The sequence below is a fragment of the Vibrio sp. E14 genome (assembly GCF_020515785.1).
GTDB classification, from domain to species: Bacteria; Pseudomonadota; Gammaproteobacteria; order Enterobacterales; family Vibrionaceae; genus Vibrio; species Vibrio diabolicus.
In genome coordinates this window covers 303,499-322,520 of record NZ_JAHPJI010000003.1, presented here as the reverse complement: position 1 = coordinate 322,520, position 19,022 = coordinate 303,499, and the positions used below count along the sequence as shown (strand labels likewise).

Annotated in this window: 16 protein-coding genes and 1 riboswitch; of the genes, 10 read left to right on the top strand and 6 right to left on the bottom strand. The window is 43.9% G+C overall.

Annotated elements, in window-relative coordinates:
- Positions 1-12: 12 nt before the first annotated feature.
- Complete coding sequence (locus LIX84_RS10880) at positions 13-1,170, bottom strand: D-alanyl-D-alanine carboxypeptidase family protein (RefSeq protein ID WP_226421296.1); 1,158 nt, start codon at positions 1,168-1,170, stop codon at positions 13-15.
- Positions 1,171-1,380: 210 nt separating this feature from the next.
- Between LIX84_RS10880 and LIX84_RS10875 the strand changes: the two genes are divergently transcribed.
- Positions 1,381-2,676: an alpha/beta fold hydrolase gene (locus LIX84_RS10875; protein WP_226421295.1), complete on the top strand. Its 1,296-nt coding sequence runs from the start codon at positions 1,381-1,383 to the stop codon at positions 2,674-2,676.
- A 58-nt stretch (positions 2,677-2,734) separates the two neighbouring features.
- Here the strand turns inward: LIX84_RS10875 and LIX84_RS10870 are convergent, their stop codons facing one another.
- The gene (locus LIX84_RS10870) at positions 2,735-3,226 is read right to left on the bottom strand and encodes a GNAT family N-acetyltransferase (protein WP_164665924.1); all 492 of its coding nucleotides are present in this window, start codon (positions 3,224-3,226) and stop codon (positions 2,735-2,737) included.
- Positions 3,227-3,549: 323 nt separating this feature from the next.
- Between LIX84_RS10870 and trhO the strand changes: the two genes are divergently transcribed.
- The gene (gene trhO / locus LIX84_RS10865) at positions 3,550-4,530 is read left to right on the top strand and encodes an oxygen-dependent tRNA uridine(34) hydroxylase TrhO (RefSeq protein WP_226421294.1); all 981 of its coding nucleotides are present in this window, start codon (positions 3,550-3,552) and stop codon (positions 4,528-4,530) included.
- Positions 4,531-4,598: 68 nt separating this feature from the next.
- Here the strand turns inward: trhO and LIX84_RS10860 are convergent, their stop codons facing one another.
- Complete coding sequence (locus LIX84_RS10860; protein ID WP_226421293.1) at positions 4,599-4,904, bottom strand: DUF6482 family protein; 306 nt, start codon at positions 4,902-4,904, stop codon at positions 4,599-4,601.
- A 108-nt stretch (positions 4,905-5,012) separates the two neighbouring features.
- On the opposite strand from LIX84_RS10860, the gene LIX84_RS10855 reads away from it, so the two are divergent.
- The 3 genes from LIX84_RS10855 (at position 5,013) to gbpA (ending at position 9,022) form a co-directional block, all read left to right on the top strand.
- Positions 5,013-6,494: a cryptochrome/deoxyribodipyrimidine photo-lyase family protein gene (locus tag LIX84_RS10855; protein WP_226421292.1), complete on the top strand. Its 1,482-nt coding sequence runs from the start codon at positions 5,013-5,015 to the stop codon at positions 6,492-6,494.
- Between the two features lie 80 nt (positions 6,495-6,574).
- Positions 6,575-7,075, top strand: a complete 501-nt coding sequence (locus tag LIX84_RS10850) for a fasciclin domain-containing protein (protein WP_226421291.1) — start codon at positions 6,575-6,577, stop codon at positions 7,073-7,075.
- A gap of 277 nt (positions 7,076-7,352) precedes the next feature.
- Positions 7,353-7,453, top strand: a riboswitch (cyclic di-GMP riboswitch).
- Positions 7,454-7,558: 105 nt separating this feature from the next.
- Positions 7,559-9,022 carry an N-acetylglucosamine-binding protein GbpA gene (gene gbpA, locus LIX84_RS10845; RefSeq protein WP_226421290.1) on the top strand — a complete coding sequence of 488 codons (1,464 nt, stop codon included), beginning with the start codon at positions 7,559-7,561 and terminating at the stop codon, positions 9,020-9,022.
- Positions 9,023-9,075: 53 nt separating this feature from the next.
- Here gbpA and LIX84_RS10840 read toward each other — a convergent pair whose 3' ends face one another.
- Together LIX84_RS10840 and LIX84_RS10835 are read right to left on the bottom strand one after the other, a co-directional pair.
- Entirely contained in the window at positions 9,076-9,948 is an 873-nt protein-coding gene (locus tag LIX84_RS10840; protein ID WP_048625429.1) for a patatin-like phospholipase family protein, read from the bottom strand.
- A 179-nt stretch (positions 9,949-10,127) separates the two neighbouring features.
- Complete coding sequence (locus tag LIX84_RS10835) at positions 10,128-10,769, bottom strand: MarC family protein (RefSeq protein WP_046875716.1); 642 nt, start codon at positions 10,767-10,769, stop codon at positions 10,128-10,130.
- Between the two features lie 195 nt (positions 10,770-10,964).
- Between LIX84_RS10835 and nfsA the strand changes: the two genes are divergently transcribed.
- Positions 10,965-11,687: an oxygen-insensitive NADPH nitroreductase gene (nfsA, locus tag LIX84_RS10830; RefSeq protein ID WP_006740796.1), complete on the top strand. Its 723-nt coding sequence runs from the start codon at positions 10,965-10,967 to the stop codon at positions 11,685-11,687.
- A 65-nt stretch (positions 11,688-11,752) separates the two neighbouring features.
- Here nfsA and LIX84_RS10825 read toward each other — a convergent pair whose 3' ends face one another.
- The gene (locus LIX84_RS10825) at positions 11,753-12,646 is read right to left on the bottom strand and encodes a hypothetical protein (RefSeq protein ID WP_226421289.1); all 894 of its coding nucleotides are present in this window, start codon (positions 12,644-12,646) and stop codon (positions 11,753-11,755) included.
- 455 nt (positions 12,647-13,101) lie between these two features.
- Here LIX84_RS10825 and LIX84_RS10820 point away from each other — a divergent pair, with 455 nt between their 5' ends.
- From LIX84_RS10820 to LIX84_RS10805, 4 genes are all read left to right on the top strand, one after another.
- A complete protein-coding gene (locus tag LIX84_RS10820) occupies positions 13,102-14,220 on the top strand; it encodes a polysaccharide export protein (RefSeq protein ID WP_006740798.1) in 1,119 nt (372 codons plus the stop codon).
- Between the two features lie 130 nt (positions 14,221-14,350).
- Positions 14,351-14,791 (top strand): arsenate reductase/protein-tyrosine-phosphatase family protein, encoded by a 441-nt coding sequence (locus LIX84_RS10815; protein ID WP_047009636.1) that lies wholly within the window; start codon positions 14,351-14,353, stop codon positions 14,789-14,791.
- Positions 14,792-14,846: 55 nt separating this feature from the next.
- Positions 14,847-17,012 (top strand): polysaccharide biosynthesis tyrosine autokinase, encoded by a 2,166-nt coding sequence (locus LIX84_RS10810; RefSeq protein ID WP_226421288.1) that lies wholly within the window; start codon positions 14,847-14,849, stop codon positions 17,010-17,012.
- 366 nt (positions 17,013-17,378) lie between these two features.
- Positions 17,379-18,644 (top strand): DUF1835 domain-containing protein, encoded by a 1,266-nt coding sequence (locus tag LIX84_RS10805; protein WP_226421287.1) that lies wholly within the window; start codon positions 17,379-17,381, stop codon positions 18,642-18,644.
- Positions 18,645-19,022 lie beyond the last annotated feature (378 nt).

Sequence of the window (19,022 nt, the reverse complement as noted above, 5' to 3'; positions counted from 1 at the left end):
CTCGTTTTTATTCTAGTTAAAGAACGATTTCACCCACAGCACCAGACTGTCCCAAAGCTGACCGAACCACGAGCCCTCTTCTACCGCTTGGCTGCTGACCAGGGGATAACTCGCCACGGTACTGTCATCGCTTTTCCAAACGACCTTACCAATCTCATCTCCTTGCGCGATCGGCGCAATCAACGGTTCATTTAACACCACACTCTTATCAAGCCCTGCCGTCATTGAACGAGGCAGAGTGAGATAGGCATCTTTAGCGAAGATCGCTTCGACTTGATTGGCATTTCCCTTCCAAACGCGAACTTTAGACTCAACTTGGCCCTGCTTAGCAACTTGCTTGGTGTCATAAAAACGAAAACCATAACTGAGCAAATTCTTGGATTGGCTCGTTCGAGCCTGTTTACTTGGCGTGCCCATCACTACCGAAATCAACCGCATTTTCCCTTCTTTGGCCGAGCTCACCAAACTGTATCCCGCATTGCTGGTGTAACCGGTTTTGCCCCCGTCGACGTCAATGGAATTGTCCCACAGTAATTTATTGCGGTTGTACTGCGTAATGTCGTTCCACTTGAAGACTTTCTCACTATATAGCGCATACACAGCGGGAACATCGTTGATGATCGACTGCATGAGTTTTGCCATATCGGTGGGTGAGGTTTGGATGCCTTCGCTATCGAGACCATGGGAGTTCACAAAATAGGTGTCTTGCAGTCCTAATTTCTCCGCCCAACCATTCATTAAGGCGACAAAACCGCGTTCACTGCCTGCAACGTGTTCAGCCAGTGCAACGCACGCGTCATTACCCGATTGGATGATCACGCCGCGCATTAAGTTCGCAACACTAATTTCATCTTTCGGTTTGATGAACATTTTAGAAGATCCGGGAAACTTGGCCGACCACGCGTTTTCGCTCACGGTGACAACATCATCCCATTTCAAACGCCCCGCTTTGATTTCTTGTCCAACGACGTAAGCGGTCATCAACTTGGTTAAACTCGCCGGAGCAAGGCCTGCTCGCCCGTTATGCTCGGCAATAATGGCACCGGATTGAAAGTCCATTAATACGTAACCTTTCGCCTTTAATTGAGGTGGGTTGGGCGTAACAACGGCAAAAGTAGGTACGCTTATTAAACAAGTCACAATAATCCATCGAGCCAGTGACACTTTCATCCGACTTCCTCCATGCTCTCACTTTGTCGCAACTCTATTGAGCATAGCTCACTCAACCAGTTGCACCAGTCGCTAATCGTTTCATTTTCTTGAACTTACATTGATTTGACCAAGGTATAGAACTGACGAAGCGATTTGGAAATAGCATTGGTTCTTCACGCCATTCGCAGTAAAGTAGCGCTACCCCTCAATAAGGAAATAAAGATAACAATGAACGCTCAATCATTTATCGACGCAGGATTGCATTACACTCCCCACAGTTTTACCGTTCCTCTGGATTACCAAGACGTGAGTAAAGGCACCATTGAAGTCTTCGCTCGTGCAGTTTGCCTAGTTGGCGATGAAGAATCGACCAAACCTTGGTTGGTTTACTTTCAGGGCGGGCCAGGCTTTCCCTCTCCGCGTCAAAACGGCAATAACGGCTGGGTAAAACGCGCGCTGCAAGAGTACCGAGTTTTGCTTCTCGACCAGCGCGGTACGGGCAATAGTTCGGTGATTAATCATCAGACTCTGGCTCATTTCACGCCGCAGAAGCAGGCCGAGTACTTGAGCCACTTCCGAGCGGATAACATCGTGCGCGACGCGGAGTACATTCGTGAGCAATTTGGCGTCGAAAAATGGGCGATCTTAGGTCAAAGCTTTGGGGGGTTTTGCTCCCTCACCTATTTGTCTTTGTTCCCAGACAGCTTGCTGCAAAGCTACATCACGGGTGGCGTGCCATCAGTCTCGCGTCATGCCGACGATGTGTATGAAGCCACCTTCAAACGTACCATGGAGAAAAACCAAGCGTTCTTCCAGCAATTCCCAAAAGCGCAACAACTTTGCCAAAACATTGCGAATCACTTGCTGGAAAATGAAGAGTACCTACCAAATGGTCAACGCTTCACAGTGGAGCAATTTCAGCAGATCGGTATCAACTTTGGTGTGAGTGATACTTTCTTGCCAACTTACTATTGGCTAGAAAGTGCATTGATTGAAGTGAACGGCAAACAACAACTTCGCTATGAGTTCTTGAACGATATGTTGGCGCAGCAAAACTTCCAAACCAACCCGATTTACGCCATTTTGCATGAATCGATTTATTGCCAAGGTTTTGCGTCAAATTGGAGTGCACACCGTGTTCGCCAAACCCGACCAGAGTTTAATTATGAACCTGGCAAGCCATTTTACTTTACGGGGGAAATGGTCTTCCCATGGATGTTCGATCAATACGTCAACCTCAAGCCACTAAAAGATGCAGCTGAAATATTGGCTGCGAAAGAAGATTGGACTGCGCTGTACGATCAAACACAACTGGCTCAAAACAAAGTGCCTGTCAGTTGCGCCGTTTACGCCGATGATATGTTTGTGGAAATGGATATCAGCCGAGAAACGCTCGCGTTAATCCCAAACTCAAAAGCGTGGATCACTAACGAGTACGAGCACAACGGTTTACGTGCCGACGGTGAGCGCGTTTTAGATAAGTTAATTGCGATGGGGAATCAAACCGCCGCTAATTTGAAATAAATACTATAAAAACGCCTCTTCTAGAGGTAAGAGGCGTTTCATTCCTACCATCTTGTTTTTACGAATCTTTTACGCGCTTGGTCATACGTTTCGTCATCACCCGGTAGCCCATTTTATGATAGAAATCCTCACCTTCATGGTTAAATGACGCCACGGTTAAGCCGATTTCTTCTATTCCTTGAGCACACAAATCGCTTTCCATCTTATCCATCAGCGATAAACCTATTCCTAAGTTTCGATGGCTCTCTGAAACAATAAGCTCATTAATAAAACCAACGCGTTTTTCTGGTGAAATCAGCGACTGAACGTTACGAACCGAACCAGAGATAAAACCGACGACCTTTCTTTGCGAACAAGCAATAAAAGCGCTCACGCTGCCGTCAAAATACTTTTCGAAAGTGCCATATGATTCTCTTAGTTGCGCCAATTCCTTGGGTGGACGATAGAAGTTCGGTTCAGCTTCATAGTGCGATGTATCGAGTTCAACGAGTAATTGTTTGAGCAAGGGAACATCTTCTTCCCTCAGCCGCCTGATATAAAACTGCTGCATGTCCTTTCCTTGCCAACTGATCCGATTATTATTTTGTAGCTCTTGCGCACAACTTTAATGAAGAGCCGAAGAAGGAATCACAGTACAAATTTAAACCAAAAGTGTCGAGTTCAACTTACCTTGTTCTCTACAATTTATGCTTATAATTTGAACACATAGCGATTTTACCCGCGTGACGCTTTGCCGCATCAAAACACCGCTACATCCTGCCTAGCCATAATATCCGCATAATTTGTCCGTATTTCCGACTAATTTAGTCAGGTATACTTCGTGCCGCTAAAATTTTAAGGTCGTTGACCACCTGTATTTTTAAAGGAAACCTCATGAGTCAGTATGTAGTTTGTGCGCTGTACAAGTTTGTTGAGCTGAATAACTATCAAGAACTACGCGAGCCATTACTTGCGTTGATGGAAAAACACCATATTCGCGGAACATTACTGCTGGCAAGTGAGGGCATCAACGGCACTGTTGCCTCTGATCGTGCAGGTATTGATACGCTACTGGAGTGGCTAAACAACGAGCCTCGTTTGACAGGCACCGTATACAAAGAGTCGTACTCTGAGACCCAGCCATTCAATCGCACCAAAGTGAAATTGAAAAAAGAGATCGTAACATTAGGTGTTGAAGGCATAGACCCTCGCCACGTAGTGGGTACTTACGTGAAACCTCAAGAGTGGAACGATCTTATTGCTGATCCTGAAGTGTTTGTTGTCGATACACGTAATGATTACGAAATCGAGATCGGCACATTCAAAGGCGCTGTAAACCCAAATACTGAAACCTTTCGTGAATTCCCAGACTATGTAAAAGAAAACATGGACCCGGAAAAGCATAAGAAAGTGGCGATGTTCTGTACCGGTGGTATCCGCTGCGAAAAATCAACTGCTTACATGAAAGAACAGGGCTTTGATGAGGTCTACCACTTAGAAGGCGGCATTCTAAAGTACCTTGAAGAGGTACCAGAGGAAGAGAGTATGTGGGAAGGCGATTGTTATGTGTTTGACGGTCGTGTTGCAGTCAACCACCAGCTAGAAAAAGCAGATTACGATTTATGTAACGCTTGTCGTCTACCGATCACTGAAGAAGACAAACAGTCAGAAATGTTCGAGCAAGGCGTGAGCTGTCCGAAATGTCACGGCACACACTCAGAAGAACAAATTGCTCGATTCCGCGAACGTGAAAAACAAATTGTTCTTGCAGAACAACGAGGCGAGCAGCATGTTGGTGGCGAAAGTGCCAAGCAAAGAGAAGCTCGACGTGCCGCTAAGTACGCGCAAAAAGAAGCGCAGCGTAAACAAGACTAAGCCCAACTCTCCTTATATTTAGCTAGCTGCCATAAGGTGGCTCGCTTTTACTACGCACCAATACTCTTTCAATACAATTTTGTATCCCTCACCAATACCTCTAGTTGATTGTCTCTTTTGCCTTCGGGTAGCCCCACCATTTCATCATAAGCACTTTGATGCACTAAAACCTGCTTATTTGCTTTGATATTCCTGCACTTCTTTTGCATCTCGATCAGGGAATGAGCCCTCAAAAAGATACCGTTGTCATCAGTGATAAATTGCGCTTCTCCATCAATCACGACAGATGCCTGGTACAATGCGAGATCAAGCGAATGAATGACCAATTTGTCTACATAGAAGTATTTTTGTAACTTATTCAATGGTATTGCCATGTGTCACCTCCCTAAAAGTTACCTCTACGTTTTGTGGAATAAAACCGATCATTGGATGAGATTTCTTCGGTTTACTTGCGTACAACATCGGAAACAAAGAGGATTCCGATGCAAACAATCAATGTCGTGTGGTTAAAACGAGATTTAAGACTGACTGACCACCAGCCCTTAACACAAGCATTGTCGTCAAAGCACCCAACGGTACTTTTATATATTGTTGAACCGTTGCTGTTAAACAACCCTCACTATTCTGAGCGTCACTGGCGATTTGTTTGGCAATCATTGCAAGACATGAATGAGACGCTCAAAGCCTATGGACACCGCATCACGGTTCTGTTTGGCGATGCCTTAGCATGTTTTCAATCAATTCAAATGCAATATCAAATCAACGCTGTGTTTTCTCATCAGGAAATAGGGCTCAACTGCACCTTTGAGCGCGATAAGCAAATTGCCGACTGGCTGCATGAGCAGAACATCACGTGGTTTGAGTTCGAGCACGGTGCTGTTATTAGAGGAGCAAAAGACCGGCAGGGTTGGGACAAACATTGGGATTTGGTCATGAGAGCCTCCATAAGCCCTCTTGAGCTGCAAACCAACTTGTTGCATTCATTGGATGCAAAATCACTCGGCTGCGCGTTTTCGCCACCTTCATCCTGGCTATCAAAATGCAAAGGAATGCAAACGGGAGGAAGCCAACTCGCTTGGAAAACACTGGAAGATTTTTTCAATCGACGAGGTCGCGATTATTATCGAAGCATCTCTAATCCTACGGCCTCACGTACAGCCTGTACTCGCCTTTCTCCATACCTCGCTTGGGGTAATATATCCTTGCGTGAAGTTTATCAATACCTATTGAAACACTGGCAAGTAGCTGGGTTTCGTCGCAGCTTAATTGCGTTGTCTTCACGGCTGCATTGGCATTGTCACTTCATCCAAAAATTCGAGTCGGAATACGACATGGAGTTTTACTGTCTTAACCGGGCTTACGAACCGTTGATTAAACAAAGTAGCACTTTCGATGAAGAAAAGTTAGCAGCATGGAAATCTGGATATACAGGCATACCTTTGATCGATGCCTGTATGCGCTGTTTGCATCAGACTGGCTATATAAACTTTCGCATGCGTGCCATGCTGGTTAGTTTTCTCACTCATCACATGAACACGGATTGGCGAACTGGCGTGACGCATTTAGCGCAACTATTCCTCGACTTTGAGCCTGGTATTCATTACCCACAATTCCAAATGCAAGCCGGGGTAACTGGGACCAATACAATCCGGATTTACAACCCGGTTAAGCAAGCCCAAGAACATGACCCTGATGGCGCGTTCATCTATAAATGGGTGCCTGAATTGCAAATGGTCCCCACCCCACTATTGTTCGAGCCCTGGAAAATGACACAGATGGAAACCGTCATGTACCACTTGAAACCGGATAGCCGTTACCTAGCGCCTATTGTCGACCTAAATAGCGCAGCTAAAGACGCAAGGGAGCGTCTATGGGCATGGCGCAAACGGGCCGATGTAAAACAAGAAGGCAAACGGATTTTAACGCGACACGTGAGGCCATCGAAAGAAAGCAGGGCTCGTTGATCATCTTTTCATTTAGATGCGTACAAACGAAGACATTCTCTAGGGAAACCGTTGTACCCCCAACTCGTAAGGAACACATTATGTTTAAACGTATCTTGGTTATCACGGCTACATTGATGGCGACTTTATCTTTTATGCTTCCCGTCAAGGCTCATGAGCACGGCATGATGAAGGCTGATATTGTCGACGTTGCCACTGAAAACGGCTCTTTCAATACACTTGTCGCTGCAGTGAAAGCGGCTGATCTAGTCGATACACTCAAAGGAGAAGGCCCATTTACTGTTTTTGCACCAACGGATGACGCTTTTGCAAAACTGCCTGACGGTACAATCGATATGCTCTTAATGCCGGAAAACAAAGACAAGTTAGTATCTATTTTGACTTATCACGTCGTTCCAGGGAAAGTGATGGCTGCCGATGTTGTTAAGCTGGACAAAGCAGCTACAGTTCAGGGCCAAGATGTGATGATTAAAACCATGGGCGACAAAGTCATGGTCAACGATGCAAATGTAATGGCAACCGATGTGAAAGCTAAAAACGGCATCATTCATGTTATTGATACCGTCATTATGCCTAAATAAAATGATTCAGAGGGCGGTATATTCCGCCCTTTATTTAAACGGTGCTTCTTCTATCCTTAATCCTGCCCCTTCCCACCTTCGACCCAACAACCAATCACTCATTCACTCCAGCTATCAAAAAAGACAAAAACAACATCAAAACCAATACCTTAGAAACAAAACAGCATAGTATCAGCGAGGTTGGCGTACCGTTACCTTTCAATTTGAGAACATGATTCCATGTCAGTGTCGTTTACTTTTCCACATGTAAATTCTTGAGCTAAATTTTGGCTGCTCAATCACATTTCGGCAAACCATTCGAAAGGGTGGGACGCAAAGCTTCCGGTCTGTCAGCATTCCATCATCAAAAGTAATGCTCATGATAGCGGGGTTGCCATGTTGCAACACTACATTATCCAAAGTAAGGATTCATGCAGCGTTGCTTCGTGCTCAGCATGCGCCGAGGTGTGACATTAATTTGTCAGCCATAACAGAGGACATGTGATGAAATCCTTTCCAACCAAATCCGTACTTGCGTTAGCACTTGCAAGCATTAGCTCAGGTGCAGCGGCTCACGGCTACGTATCAGAAACCAATGATGGTGTCGCTGCAAGTCGCGCGGCACTATGTAAGTATCCAACACCTGATACTAACGAAAAAAATAATAACTGCGGTGCCATTCAATACGAGCCACAAAGTGTTGAAGGTCCTGATGGTTTTCCACAAACAGGGCCTCGCGATGGAAAAATAGCAAGCGCCGAAACCGCTCTAGCTGCCGCTCTTGATGAACAAACTGCCGACCGCTGGGTTAAACGTCCTATTCAATCAGGTACACAGACTTTTGAATGGACATTTACAGCCAACCATGTGACGCGTGACTGGAAATATTACATCACCAAACCTGATTGGAACCCAAATGCCTCACTATCACGCGACTCGTTTGATCTGACTCCTTTCTGCGTAGTCGACGGCAATATGGTTCAACCTCCAAAACAGGTGAGCCACCAATGTAATGTGCCTACTCGCGAGGGGTATCACGTCATTCTGGCGGTATGGGATGTTGGTGACACAGCGGCTTCATTTTATAACGTGATCGATGTGAAATTTGATGGTGACAGTCCAGTCATTCCAGATTGGACGCAAGGCGGTCAAATTATTCCGACGATGGATTTAAATGTTGGAGATTCGGTTTATACACGCGTATTTGATCAGGCGGGTGAAAACATAGCTTATCGAACCGAGCTAGAAATTACCGATGCAGTCATGGGCAAAGCGAAAAACTGGTCTTACGCTCTAGCAACGAAGATCAACCAAGAGCAAACTAAACTGCAAGCTGGACAGTATGCCGAGGATAAATTCACTCCTGTTTATGGTACTAACCCGGTGTACCTGCAAGCTAATAGCGGCCTTGAGCGTGTAGAAATCGGCTACAAGATAGAAACTCCCGCTCCAGAGTACTCACTCACAGTAGATGGCTTAACAGACGAGTATATCATTGAGTCAACACCGACAACGTTGGATCTGACACTAACTGCTGAAGGCGATTTAAACGCAGAACTCACCGTGTACAATCACCACCGTGAGCCACTTGCAAGCTGGGCAGATGAAATGAAAGACGGTTCGGTGGAGGCTGTATCGCTCGCTTTAAGCAAATCAGAGCCTGGTCACCATATGCTCGTGACTCGTATTAAAGACAAAGATGGCAACTTGGTGGATCAGCAAACGCTCGACTTTCACTTAAAAGAAGAGTCAGTAACGCCACCACCATCTGGCGAGTACGATTTTGTCTTCCCTGAAGGGCTATCTAGCTACACGGCGGGCACAAACGTGCTTGCAAGCGACGGTGCCATTTACCAATGTAAACCCTTCCCATACTCTGGTTACTGTGTACAGTGGAAAGAAAGCGCAAACCAATACGAACCAGGAACAGGTTCACACTGGGAAATGGCTTGGGATAAAGTCAACTAAATCGCCCTTTGAACGTTAAGTAAAAAGAGCCTCGCTATGAGGCTCTTTCATTATCAAACGCAAAAATGGCAGTTTTCCCGATCTAAACCATGAACACCTGACAAATTAGCCAAATGAGCCCGCCCTTCAATCAGCCCCATTTCATAACCTTCCAATAGAACGTTTTGTCGCATTGATAAGCGCTGAACAGGAAAATTATCTGGTGGTGCAATCACTCTGACATGCGTTCCCGGTGGAGGGTTACGAATAAATTCCAACGATTGATTGTAGTTATCTGCACGTCTTAACATCGCGTCCGCCATTTTAGGATGTTCGGCAAATAACTTCTTCATCAGCCATGTGGTTTTTACTGGCTTCTTGGCATAATTTAGCGGGTGAGAAAGCACAACGGTTATGTCGCGAGCCCCGCGACGATAAGCCTCACGCACCGGGATAGAATCTGCAACCCCGCCATCGGTATAGCAACCTCCAGAAAAGCAAGGGGTATGCTTGTATGCAATGGGTAACGCTGTCGTCGCTTCAATCGCATGATGAAAATTATCACGCGTCACGCGATAATAATCTGCCTGTCCTGTATCTACATTCGTCGTCGCTGCCAGAAAAGGAATACCATTAAACAGTTTATTTTCATCGACGGGATACAAACGATTAGACTCTTCAAACAGCCACTTCACATCAATGAGATCCCCACCTTTAACGAATCGAGTCGGATCAAAAAAGCGTTTACTCGTTGCCAGCTTAGTAATGACATTAATGCTGCGATGCGGATAGTCGGTCAAATAACCAATCAAGTTTGATGCGCCAGCAGATACACCAATGGCAAAATCAAACGGTTTATAACTCTGCTCTAAAAACGCATCTAGCACTCCGCTTGCGAAGACACCTCGCATCGCGCCACCTTCCACTACAATTGCTTTTGTTGCCATATTTCCCCCATTATTCTTGCCAAAAGAGTAATGAAATTTGTGCAATCAAAACAATTGAATATTCTTATTATTGAAATAGGTGAAGTCTATTTATTTCTTTCTTAGAAAGTGAAAACTAAAGTTCAAAAAATCCACACCAGCTAGAAATGTAGGTGTGGATTTAGACGAGATGGAGACGCCTATGAGAAAACAGTTTTATAGGCTTCGCCCGCGCCATCAATAAACATTTGAGTACCAATAACCGCTAGGATTAAGCCCATCATTTTCGTCACGACGTTCAGAGCACTCGGTCCAACTGCTTTGACCAATTTGTCTCCAAATAAAAACAGTATATAGGTAATAACACACAACACAGCAAAAGAAACGATGGTAATAATGGTTTGATCAAAACCACCCGCCGTAGCAAAGTTCATCGCGGTAGCAATCGTTCCAGGCCCTGCTAATATCGGCATCGCAAGTGGAGAAACGGCAATGCTCAACGCCGCCTGCTGCTGCGCTGGAGAATACGCTTTCTCTTTAGTTTTCTGATGCGTCGAATCACCTTGAAGCATATTAAAACCGATCAAAAACACCAAGATACCGCCCGTTATTCGCAAGGCGTACAGCGTGATACCAAACAAATCAAAAATTAATTTACCGGCGATCGAAAATATCGCAATGATGACAAATGCAATAAAAACCGAACGAAGCGCCATGGAACGCACGGTTTCTCTATCCTCATCAGCCGTTAAACTCAAAAAGATAGGAATATTGGCAATGGGGTTCATGATCGCAAAGAAGCCCATAAACACCGTGACTGTATGAACGATGAGTTCTTTCATATTTTCCACTGCAGTTAAATTGTTGATTCTAAAAACAGTATATACGCTCTCAAGTAGAACGAGTGATGTATTCTCTATTCATCTTCACACTTATGCGCTAAGCATTGTTTTTCTTTTGAGATAGTTTACCGACTCATCAAATATCGCTAAGGTGAGGCTTCAGCCTTTACATGTAACAGGGGGTGTTAAGTCACCATGAACAGTACGATACAAACAATTCTCAATCACCGCTCAATTCGAAAGTTCACCTCACAACCTATTGAGAGCGAACAATTAGAAACGATTCTACAAGCTGGCCTTGCGGCGTCTTCATCAAGTATGTTGCAAGTCGTCTCAATTATCCGCGTGACCGATAAAGAAAAGCGTACGCTATTGGCACAATATGCGGGGAATCAAGGGTACGTTGAAAGCGCTGCTGAGTTTTTGGTGTTTTGCATTGATTACCAGCGCCACGCAAGTATCAATCCTGATGTGCAAGCTGATTTCACCGAGTTAACACTTATCGGTGCTGTTGATTCTGGCATCATGGCACAAAACTGCTTACTTGCGGCAGAGTCTATGGGACTAGGAGGCGTGTATATTGGTGGCTTACGAAACAATGCTCAAAAAGTCGACGAGTTACTAGGCTTACCTAAAAATACAGCCATTTTATTTGGTATGTGTCTTGGTCATCCAGATCAAGCCCCTGAAGTTAAGCCACGTCTACCTGCTCATGTCGTGGTGCACGAGAATCAATATCAAGACCTAAATTTGGATGATATTCAGGCTTATGACCAAACCATGCAAAACTACTATGCAAACCGCTCGAGCAATCAAAAACAAAGCACTTGGTCACAAGAAGTCACCAGTAAACTAGCTGGCGAATCACGTCCGCACATCCTGCCTTACTTAAACAGTAAAGGGCTCACTAAAAGGTGATGAACACAGTACGATAGGATCAAAAAAGGCCTCTGAAGAGGCCTTTTAATTATCAGTACAGTTAATTAGTTACCGCCTGAACCACCTGATGGCGGATCAACAGGATCAACTGGTTTGCCTGGCTTCGCATCTGGAATCGGTGGCACTACCGGTTTGAAATCATCTACAGGTTTTCCTGCTTCGATCTCTTTTTCAACCTGGTTAACAACATCTTTAGTATCTTCTTCAGATACCTCTACGTAGATAACATCACCAGAATCATTTTTAGGGTAATTTGGGTTCTTCTTAATTACCTCTTCAGTTACAGCTTTAGCTGCTACTGAAATTGCTTTCGGAGAAGCCGTAGGGTTCGCTTTAATGACATCTGAAACTACATTCGCTGTAGCAACCAGTTTAGTCGCTAATGCTTTTGTTGCAGCATCACTACTCTCATCTAACTGCTTAACTACACTTTCAGTATTACGAAGCAAATCATTAACTGAAACGCCCATCGCATTGACATCAAGACCTAAGTCAGCAAACACTTGCTCTGCAACCTCTGGCGTGTAAATTGCACCTTCTTCCAAAGTATCCGTTACTAGAGTAGTAAACGGTGAACCTGTTACAGGTGCATCTGCTTGCGCTAGACCTTTTGGAATTTTGTAATCAGCTGTAATACGTTTACCATTAGATGCATCTACACTCTTATCAGTGTGCTTTAATGTGAAAGTACACTCACTTGGAGCACTAACTACATCTATGTGACTAATGCGCGCATAGCCAACCATACCTTTGTAGTTTGTTGTCAGTTCATCAGCCTTACCTTTTAAATCTCCACCACAGTCGTAAGAGACTTCCATGCCGATAACAGCTGGATCATAAGCCTGCACTGAGTATGTTTTTACCTCAGGATCGCTGTCACTACCACAACCTGCTAGTAGGACTGCAGCCACACTTGCCGTTAAAAGTTTGATTTTCAAAATTAGCTCCAATATTTGTTGTTATATCCGACCGCAACAGGAAGCATAACGGCAGTTGCATATGGTGTAAATAGGATGCATACAACTTTGGCATGAGTTTTTTCACATTCCTGCCTGTTTACATGTGCAAAATCATGCATTCATCTCAATAACGCTAAATAGACATAATTTTGTCATGTATTCGTAAGTATTTTTTAAGTATGTAGTTGCCTTTATTGCAACCAGATGGATAATGGTTGACTATTTTTGTGGGGTAGATTTTTCACCTTCATAAATGAAACTAAGAGCTCTAAGTCGCTAGCAGCCATTTGGAGTGTTTATTACACAAATAATTCTGAATGGACTCGCTTTCTAAAGGCTTAAAACTGCAGTAAATCGTCAACATTGATGAAATGCAGTTCAATTAGAATGAACCAATTTCAGTCGGCAAACTTTCTTTCGGTAGTTATAAACCAATGAACACATTTAATAAATTTTTGGGGATATCAGTACTTCCTATCCTTCTTACAGGGTGTACTCTGCCTGGTAGCCACCTTTCGGTCAGTGACAAAACAGTAATGAGCACTGAATCGAGTGATATAGAATCGCAGGTTACGGTTTATCCTTTAACTTTGGAGCGAGTGACCTCTTTAAATTCAATAGATCCTTTTTCAAAGCCAAATCCAGAGTTAGATATTGAAATCGCCAAGTATGAATACGAAGTAGGACCTGGCGATATCTTAAATATTACTATTTGGGACCACCCAGAGCTCACGATCCCAGCTGGCTCATATCGTAGCTCAGCCGAAGCAGGTAACTGGGTGCACTCAGATGGCACGATCTTCTACCCTTACATTGGCGTTGTACACGTTGAAGGTAAAAACGTTCGCCAAATTCGTGCAGACATTGCCAACCGTCTTGCAAAATACATTGAGAGCCCGCAAGTCGATGTAAGCGTTGCAGCTTTTCGTTCTAAAAAGACTTATGTGACTGGCGAAGTGAACAAGCCAGGGCAACAACCAATCACAAACATTCCTCTTACACTTCTTGATGCCGTAAATAGAGCAGGCGGACTGGCAGCCGAAGCCGATTGGCGTAATGCAACACTGACGCGAAACGGTGTGGTTGAAAATGTCTCTTTATACGCTCTGATGCAACAAGGCGACTTAACTCAAAACCGTCTTCTAAAGCCAGGTGATATTGTTCATATTCCCCGTAACGATGCGCAAAAAGTATTTGTTATGGGCGAAGTTAACGATCCGAAGCTACTCAAAATTGATCGCAGCGGTATGAGCCTTACTGAAGCTCTAAGTAGCGTTGGTGGTATTAATGAAATCTCCGCCGATGCTACTGGCGTCTTCGTCATCAGACGTTCAAAAGAAGAAGCTAAAATGGCGGACATTTATCAGTTGGATGTTTCTGATGCTTCTGCTTTGGTGATTGGAACAGAGTTTGATCTCAACCCATACGACATAGTCTATGTAACAGCCGCGCCTGTTAGCCGTTGGAACCGCGTTATTGCTCAACTTGTTCCAACCATTTCCGGCTTTAACGAATTAACCGAAGGTGTACTACGAGTACGCACTTGGCCGTAAAAACGACGTGCCGCAAGAAAGTTATCTCTTGCGGCATGCATTCAATAGTTACGTAGCTCAATTGTGCAATATAAAGAAGCAAGCAATTCAGTTGGGATCATAGGCATACAATTTAAAATAGGGTAAGCATTTGTTTTCTAATATTCTTGTCGTCTGTGTAGGCAATATTTGCCGCTCTCCAACAGGAGAGCGGCTTTTGCAGTCTTTACTACCAAACAAACATGTCGCGTCAGCGGGAATCGCGGTGGATAAAAGTCATTTAACAGGAAAGGCTGCTGATGATATGGCAACCACCATCGCGAACGAACATGGCGTAAGCTTAGATGGACACGAAGCACGACAATTAACACCTGAGCTTTGCGCTCAATACGATCTGATATTGGTTATGGAGAAAGGTCATTTAGAAGCCTTAACCAAAGTCGCTCCTGAGGCACGAGGCAAAACGATGCTGTTTGGACAATGGATAAATGAAAAAAACATCCCTGATCCATACAGACAAAGTAGAGAAGCCTTCGAACATGCTTATACGCTTATAGAAAAAGCAGCAAAAGCGTGGTCTCAAAAACTATAAGCCGCAAGGCTAAATAAATAAACGCCAATGGCAAGGTATTTAAGAAGTTAAAGTAATGACAACACAAACTATTAAGCAATCACGTCAAGCCGACGATGAGATCGATTTGGGAAAGTTATTTGGGATCATTCTTGATGCCAAATGGCTCATTCTATGTACCGTAATCCTATTTTCAATTATAGGCGTCGGCGTTGCCATTCTATCAACACCTATCTACAAAGCTGACGCTCTTATCCAAATTGAAAGTAAGAGCTCCGGTGGTATTTCAGCGATGGTTGGTGATATGGGAGAGCTGTTTTCAGCAGAGTCATCAGCGACAACAGAAATTGAGATCATTAAATCTCGTATGATTTTGGGTGGTACCGTTGATAAGTTCAACTTAACCACGGTCGTCTCTCCGAATTACATGCCTATCGTCGGTAAGGGCTTAGCTCGACTGCAAGGCGAACAAATCAGTCTGAGCGTTTCACGATTTAATACCCCTTCTTACGCAGTTGGAATTCCTCTAACTCTCGAAGTTATTGATTCTGAAAAACAGACGTTCAGACTTATAGAAGATGACAATAACGTCATTTTAGAAGGTAAGGTTGGCGAGCTCATTGAAAAGAACGGCTATCAATTCTTAGCTACAGAAATGATAGCGCAAGACGGCGCATCGTTTACCGTGAGTAAAGTCAGCAAGTTAGATGCAATTAATAAACTTCAAGAAAACTTATCGATAAGCGAACGTGGTAAGCAAACCGGGATTATTTCTTTAAGCTTCTCTGGTGAAGATCGCGCTAAGATTCAAGCTATCTTGAACGACATTAGCCAGAACTACTTCTTGCAAAACGTTCAAAGAAACTCAGCAGAGGCAGAGCAAAGTCTCGAGTTCTTGAAAGGCCACCTTCCAGACATCAAAACAAAACTGACCGCTTCTGAAGACGTTTTAAATCGATTCCGTCAAGAAAATGAATCTATCGACTTAGGCCTTGAAGCTCAATCAACGCTGAAAGTGATGGTTGAATTAGAAGCGCAGTTAAATGAGCTTACATTCAAAGAGAGTGAAATCAGCCAGCGCTTTACACAAGATCACCCGGCTTATAAGTCTCTGCTTGATAAACGTGAGACGCTACTCAAAGAGAAAGAGCGTCTTAATAAACAAGTTCAAAAGTTACCGAAAACACAGCGTGAAGTTCTACGCATGACGCGCGATGTAGAAGTAAACCAACAAATCTACATCCAGCTATTGAACAAGGTTCAAGAGCTCAACATCATTAAAGCAGGAACTGTTGGCAACGTTCGAATCTTAGATAACGCTCAGTCGTTCTCTAAGCCAATAAAGCCGAAAAAAGCGCTTATCGTTGTGCTAGCAACACTGCTTGGCGGCATGGCAGGCGTGGCTTTCGTATTAATTCGTGCGGCATTCCACCGTGGTGTAGAAACACCAGATCAAATTGAGCAGATTGGTATGCCTGTTTACGCTAGCGTTCCAAAATCTATTCAACAACTGGAATTTGCAAACAAGCTTAAACGAAACAAAGGCAGCAACGATGAGCTAGTCCTTCTTGCTGAAGCTAACCCGGCCGATCTTTCCATCGAGGCCCTGCGTAGTCTTCGTACTAGCCTGCACTTTGCGATGATGGAAGCGAAGAACAACGTTCTTATGATTTCAGGTCCAGCACCATCTATCGGTAAAACGTTCGTATCGACAAACTTTGCAGCCGTCGCTGCGAAAACAGGTCAGAAAGTACTGCTTATCGATGCGGATATGCGTAAAGGTTATTTGCAACAATGTTTTGGTTTACGTTGGGATAACGGTCTTTCTGATTATTTGAGCGGCAAGACATCCCATAGCAATATCATTAAATCAACATCCATCGACAATCTAGATGTGGTTACTCGTGGCCAAGTACCACCAAACCCGTCAGAGCTTTTGATGCATCCTCGCTTTAAGAGCTTTGTTGACGAAATGTCGGCGCAGTACGATCTTGTGATCATCGATACGCCGCCTGTACTCGCGGTTACCGACCCAAGCATTGTTGGTGCAATCGCAGGAACAACACTGATGGTAGCTCGTTTTGATCAAACGACTTTGAAGGAAATTGAAGTCGCACAAGGTCGCTTTGAACAATCCGGCGTGGAAGTAAAAGGCGTAATTCTAAACGCCGTAGAGAAGAAAGCGTCAAACTCATACGGATATGGTTACGGTTACTATAACTACGCTTACAAGAGCGAGTAATTAATATCTACATGCATTACAAAGCCCTGCTAGACCTAGCAGGGCTTTTTTATTACTGGATCCTGTAATGCATATCTACTAGAAAACGGATGGTCGTTCACATCTACATAGGCATTGGCTGTCAAACTATTCAGCACTTCTTTAATGGGGCTGATATTTTGTGATGCGGTTCTCTCATGAATAGTTGCATGATGGATTGTGAAACCCTACTATCAGTCTGTTCACGCCTAAAGCCCCCAACACTCGCGGAAAGAACTTGGTTCACGGCAACTCTTCTACCCTGCTCTGTATAGCAGGAACAATCTGTTTTTACCTTCTTTTTAGCTTCTATTTAGGCGAGTGTGGAAGAGATAAGAAAGGTGAAAAATGAACTCTACAAATAGCTTCTTAATCAACATTAACCAACAAAAATCCGTTGCTAAAAAAAGGCTCAAAGCTATACGTCAACACGATGATGAGATGTTGGATCGAGTTAAGCGATTTCACTCCAAACCAGAATCATTAGCTCCCAATACAATTCAATTAGCTGACGTTCAACATTCGCTAGCCAGAGAATTAGGTTTACCAAGTTGGAGTAAATTAAAAGCGCATGTCGAAGAGTTAGAAGCTCACAAAGACGCCATCAAAAAACACTTCCCTCCTCTTGATAGCGAGCTAAAAACGCTCCATGTCCGCTGTGGGCATGATATTCAGCAACGGCTTAAAGACAGCGGATTCGAGGGAGCATTTTTAGCCCTAATAGATCCGCTTTGTATTGGCCCCATACCAGCAACACCACAAAACTTCCTTGCCATTCGTGCCCAATATGTCGTAGAGACTCTGCTGCCCGTGATGAAGCGTGAGGATTCAGTGCAAGATATTGTCAAATTTGAGCAAGCTAATATTGATACGCTGCTCAGTGATACATTTGAACGAATCGTCTTTTGGGTCGAACATGACAGCTATGACCAATTAATGCTGCTTCGTGCCCTAACGTTGTTAGAGAATGTAGAAAACAAGGTGATAGAGATCATTGAGTTGAACCAGTTTCCGGGCACTGAGCGATTCATCGGCTTTGGGCAGTTGCCTGAAGAAGCTATTCGTTCTTGTTGGCGATACCGTAAACCCGTGACAGCCAAATTATTCAGTCAGGCTAAACATTCCTGGCACGCTGTCACATCACCGACACCCATCTCTATGGTTAATTTGATCGAGCAGCATGATCTAGATTGCTTACCCAATATGCTCAACGTGCTAATACGCCATATGCAAGAGTTACCTCATTCACAAACAGGATTAAGCTTGACTCAGCAGATTGCATTAGAGGTCCTAAGTTCTCAAAATCGTTCAATTCTCATCAAAGATTGGTTTGAGCAATATCAACAACGTGAACCTCTACCTTACTTGGGCGATGTGATGTTTTACGCCTTACTCCTCCCTCTAGCACAATGCCAAACGCCTTTAATCACGATTGAGTCACGTGAAAGGGACTGGTGGGAACAGAGCGTCCATATCACTGAGGCTGGTCAGCATTGTTTGGAAGGCTTCATGCTAGCGAAGCAATGCTATTGGGTTGGGGGTATTAGCAATACCAATCAGAATTATTGGAGTTGGGATCACCTCCAATTATCTACATTGACCAACCATCATTGATTCAGCGGATAGGTAACATAAGCAGGGGCATAGACGGCTCGTTAGCCCCTTGTGTTCAGCCCAATATAAAAACAGTCAAAAAGAGACGGCTTCTAGCCTGAATAAAATCTAGATAGTTATGCAAGAGCAACACTCCTTAAAGATAATATGCACTTCATTTACTACTAAAAATAAATGTAAATACTCTTTCTTATTGGTTGTATGTTCGATAAAAGTGTTAAAATACAAACTTTTCGACCAGTCAAATAGTTAAGATTTGGTTAAAACTCTATTTTCATTAGTGATAAAGTTCACATCTATTAACCATTTAGAGGATTATTCTTTCGTATTTTCTCACTCCACTGCTACTCTGCTCGCCGCTTTGAAGTGAACTCAAGG

What these genes read in the sequence shown, in the direction of transcription:
- LIX84_RS10880 (WP_226421296.1), bottom strand. Translation starts at nt 1,170, where the DNA reads ATGAAAGTGTCACTGGCTCGATGGATTATTGTGACTTGTTTAATAAGC.
- LIX84_RS10875 (WP_226421295.1), top strand. Translation starts at nt 1,381, where the DNA reads ATGAACGCTCAATCATTTATCGACGCAGGATTGCATTACACTCCCCAC.
- LIX84_RS10870 (WP_164665924.1), bottom strand. Translation starts at nt 3,226, where the DNA reads ATGCAGCAGTTTTATATCAGGCGGCTGAGGGAAGAAGATGTTCCCTTG.
- trhO (WP_226421294.1), top strand. Translation starts at nt 3,550, where the DNA reads ATGAGTCAGTATGTAGTTTGTGCGCTGTACAAGTTTGTTGAGCTGAAT.
- LIX84_RS10860 (WP_226421293.1), bottom strand. Translation starts at nt 4,904, where the DNA reads ATGGCAATACCATTGAATAAGTTACAAAAATACTTCTATGTAGACAAA.
- LIX84_RS10855 (WP_226421292.1), top strand. Translation starts at nt 5,013, where the DNA reads ATGCAAACAATCAATGTCGTGTGGTTAAAACGAGATTTAAGACTGACT.
- LIX84_RS10850 (WP_226421291.1), top strand. Translation starts at nt 6,575, where the DNA reads ATGTTTAAACGTATCTTGGTTATCACGGCTACATTGATGGCGACTTTA.
- gbpA (WP_226421290.1), top strand. Translation starts at nt 7,559, where the DNA reads ATGAAATCCTTTCCAACCAAATCCGTACTTGCGTTAGCACTTGCAAGC.
- LIX84_RS10840 (WP_048625429.1), bottom strand. Translation starts at nt 9,948, where the DNA reads ATGGCAACAAAAGCAATTGTAGTGGAAGGTGGCGCGATGCGAGGTGTC.
- LIX84_RS10835 (WP_046875716.1), bottom strand. Translation starts at nt 10,769, where the DNA reads ATGAAAGAACTCATCGTTCATACAGTCACGGTGTTTATGGGCTTCTTT.
- nfsA (WP_006740796.1), top strand. Translation starts at nt 10,965, where the DNA reads ATGAACAGTACGATACAAACAATTCTCAATCACCGCTCAATTCGAAAG.
- LIX84_RS10820 (WP_006740798.1), top strand. Translation starts at nt 13,102, where the DNA reads ATGAACACATTTAATAAATTTTTGGGGATATCAGTACTTCCTATCCTT.
- LIX84_RS10810 (WP_226421288.1), top strand. Translation starts at nt 14,847, where the DNA reads ATGACAACACAAACTATTAAGCAATCACGTCAAGCCGACGATGAGATC.
- LIX84_RS10805 (WP_226421287.1), top strand. Translation starts at nt 17,379, where the DNA reads ATGAACTCTACAAATAGCTTCTTAATCAACATTAACCAACAAAAATCC.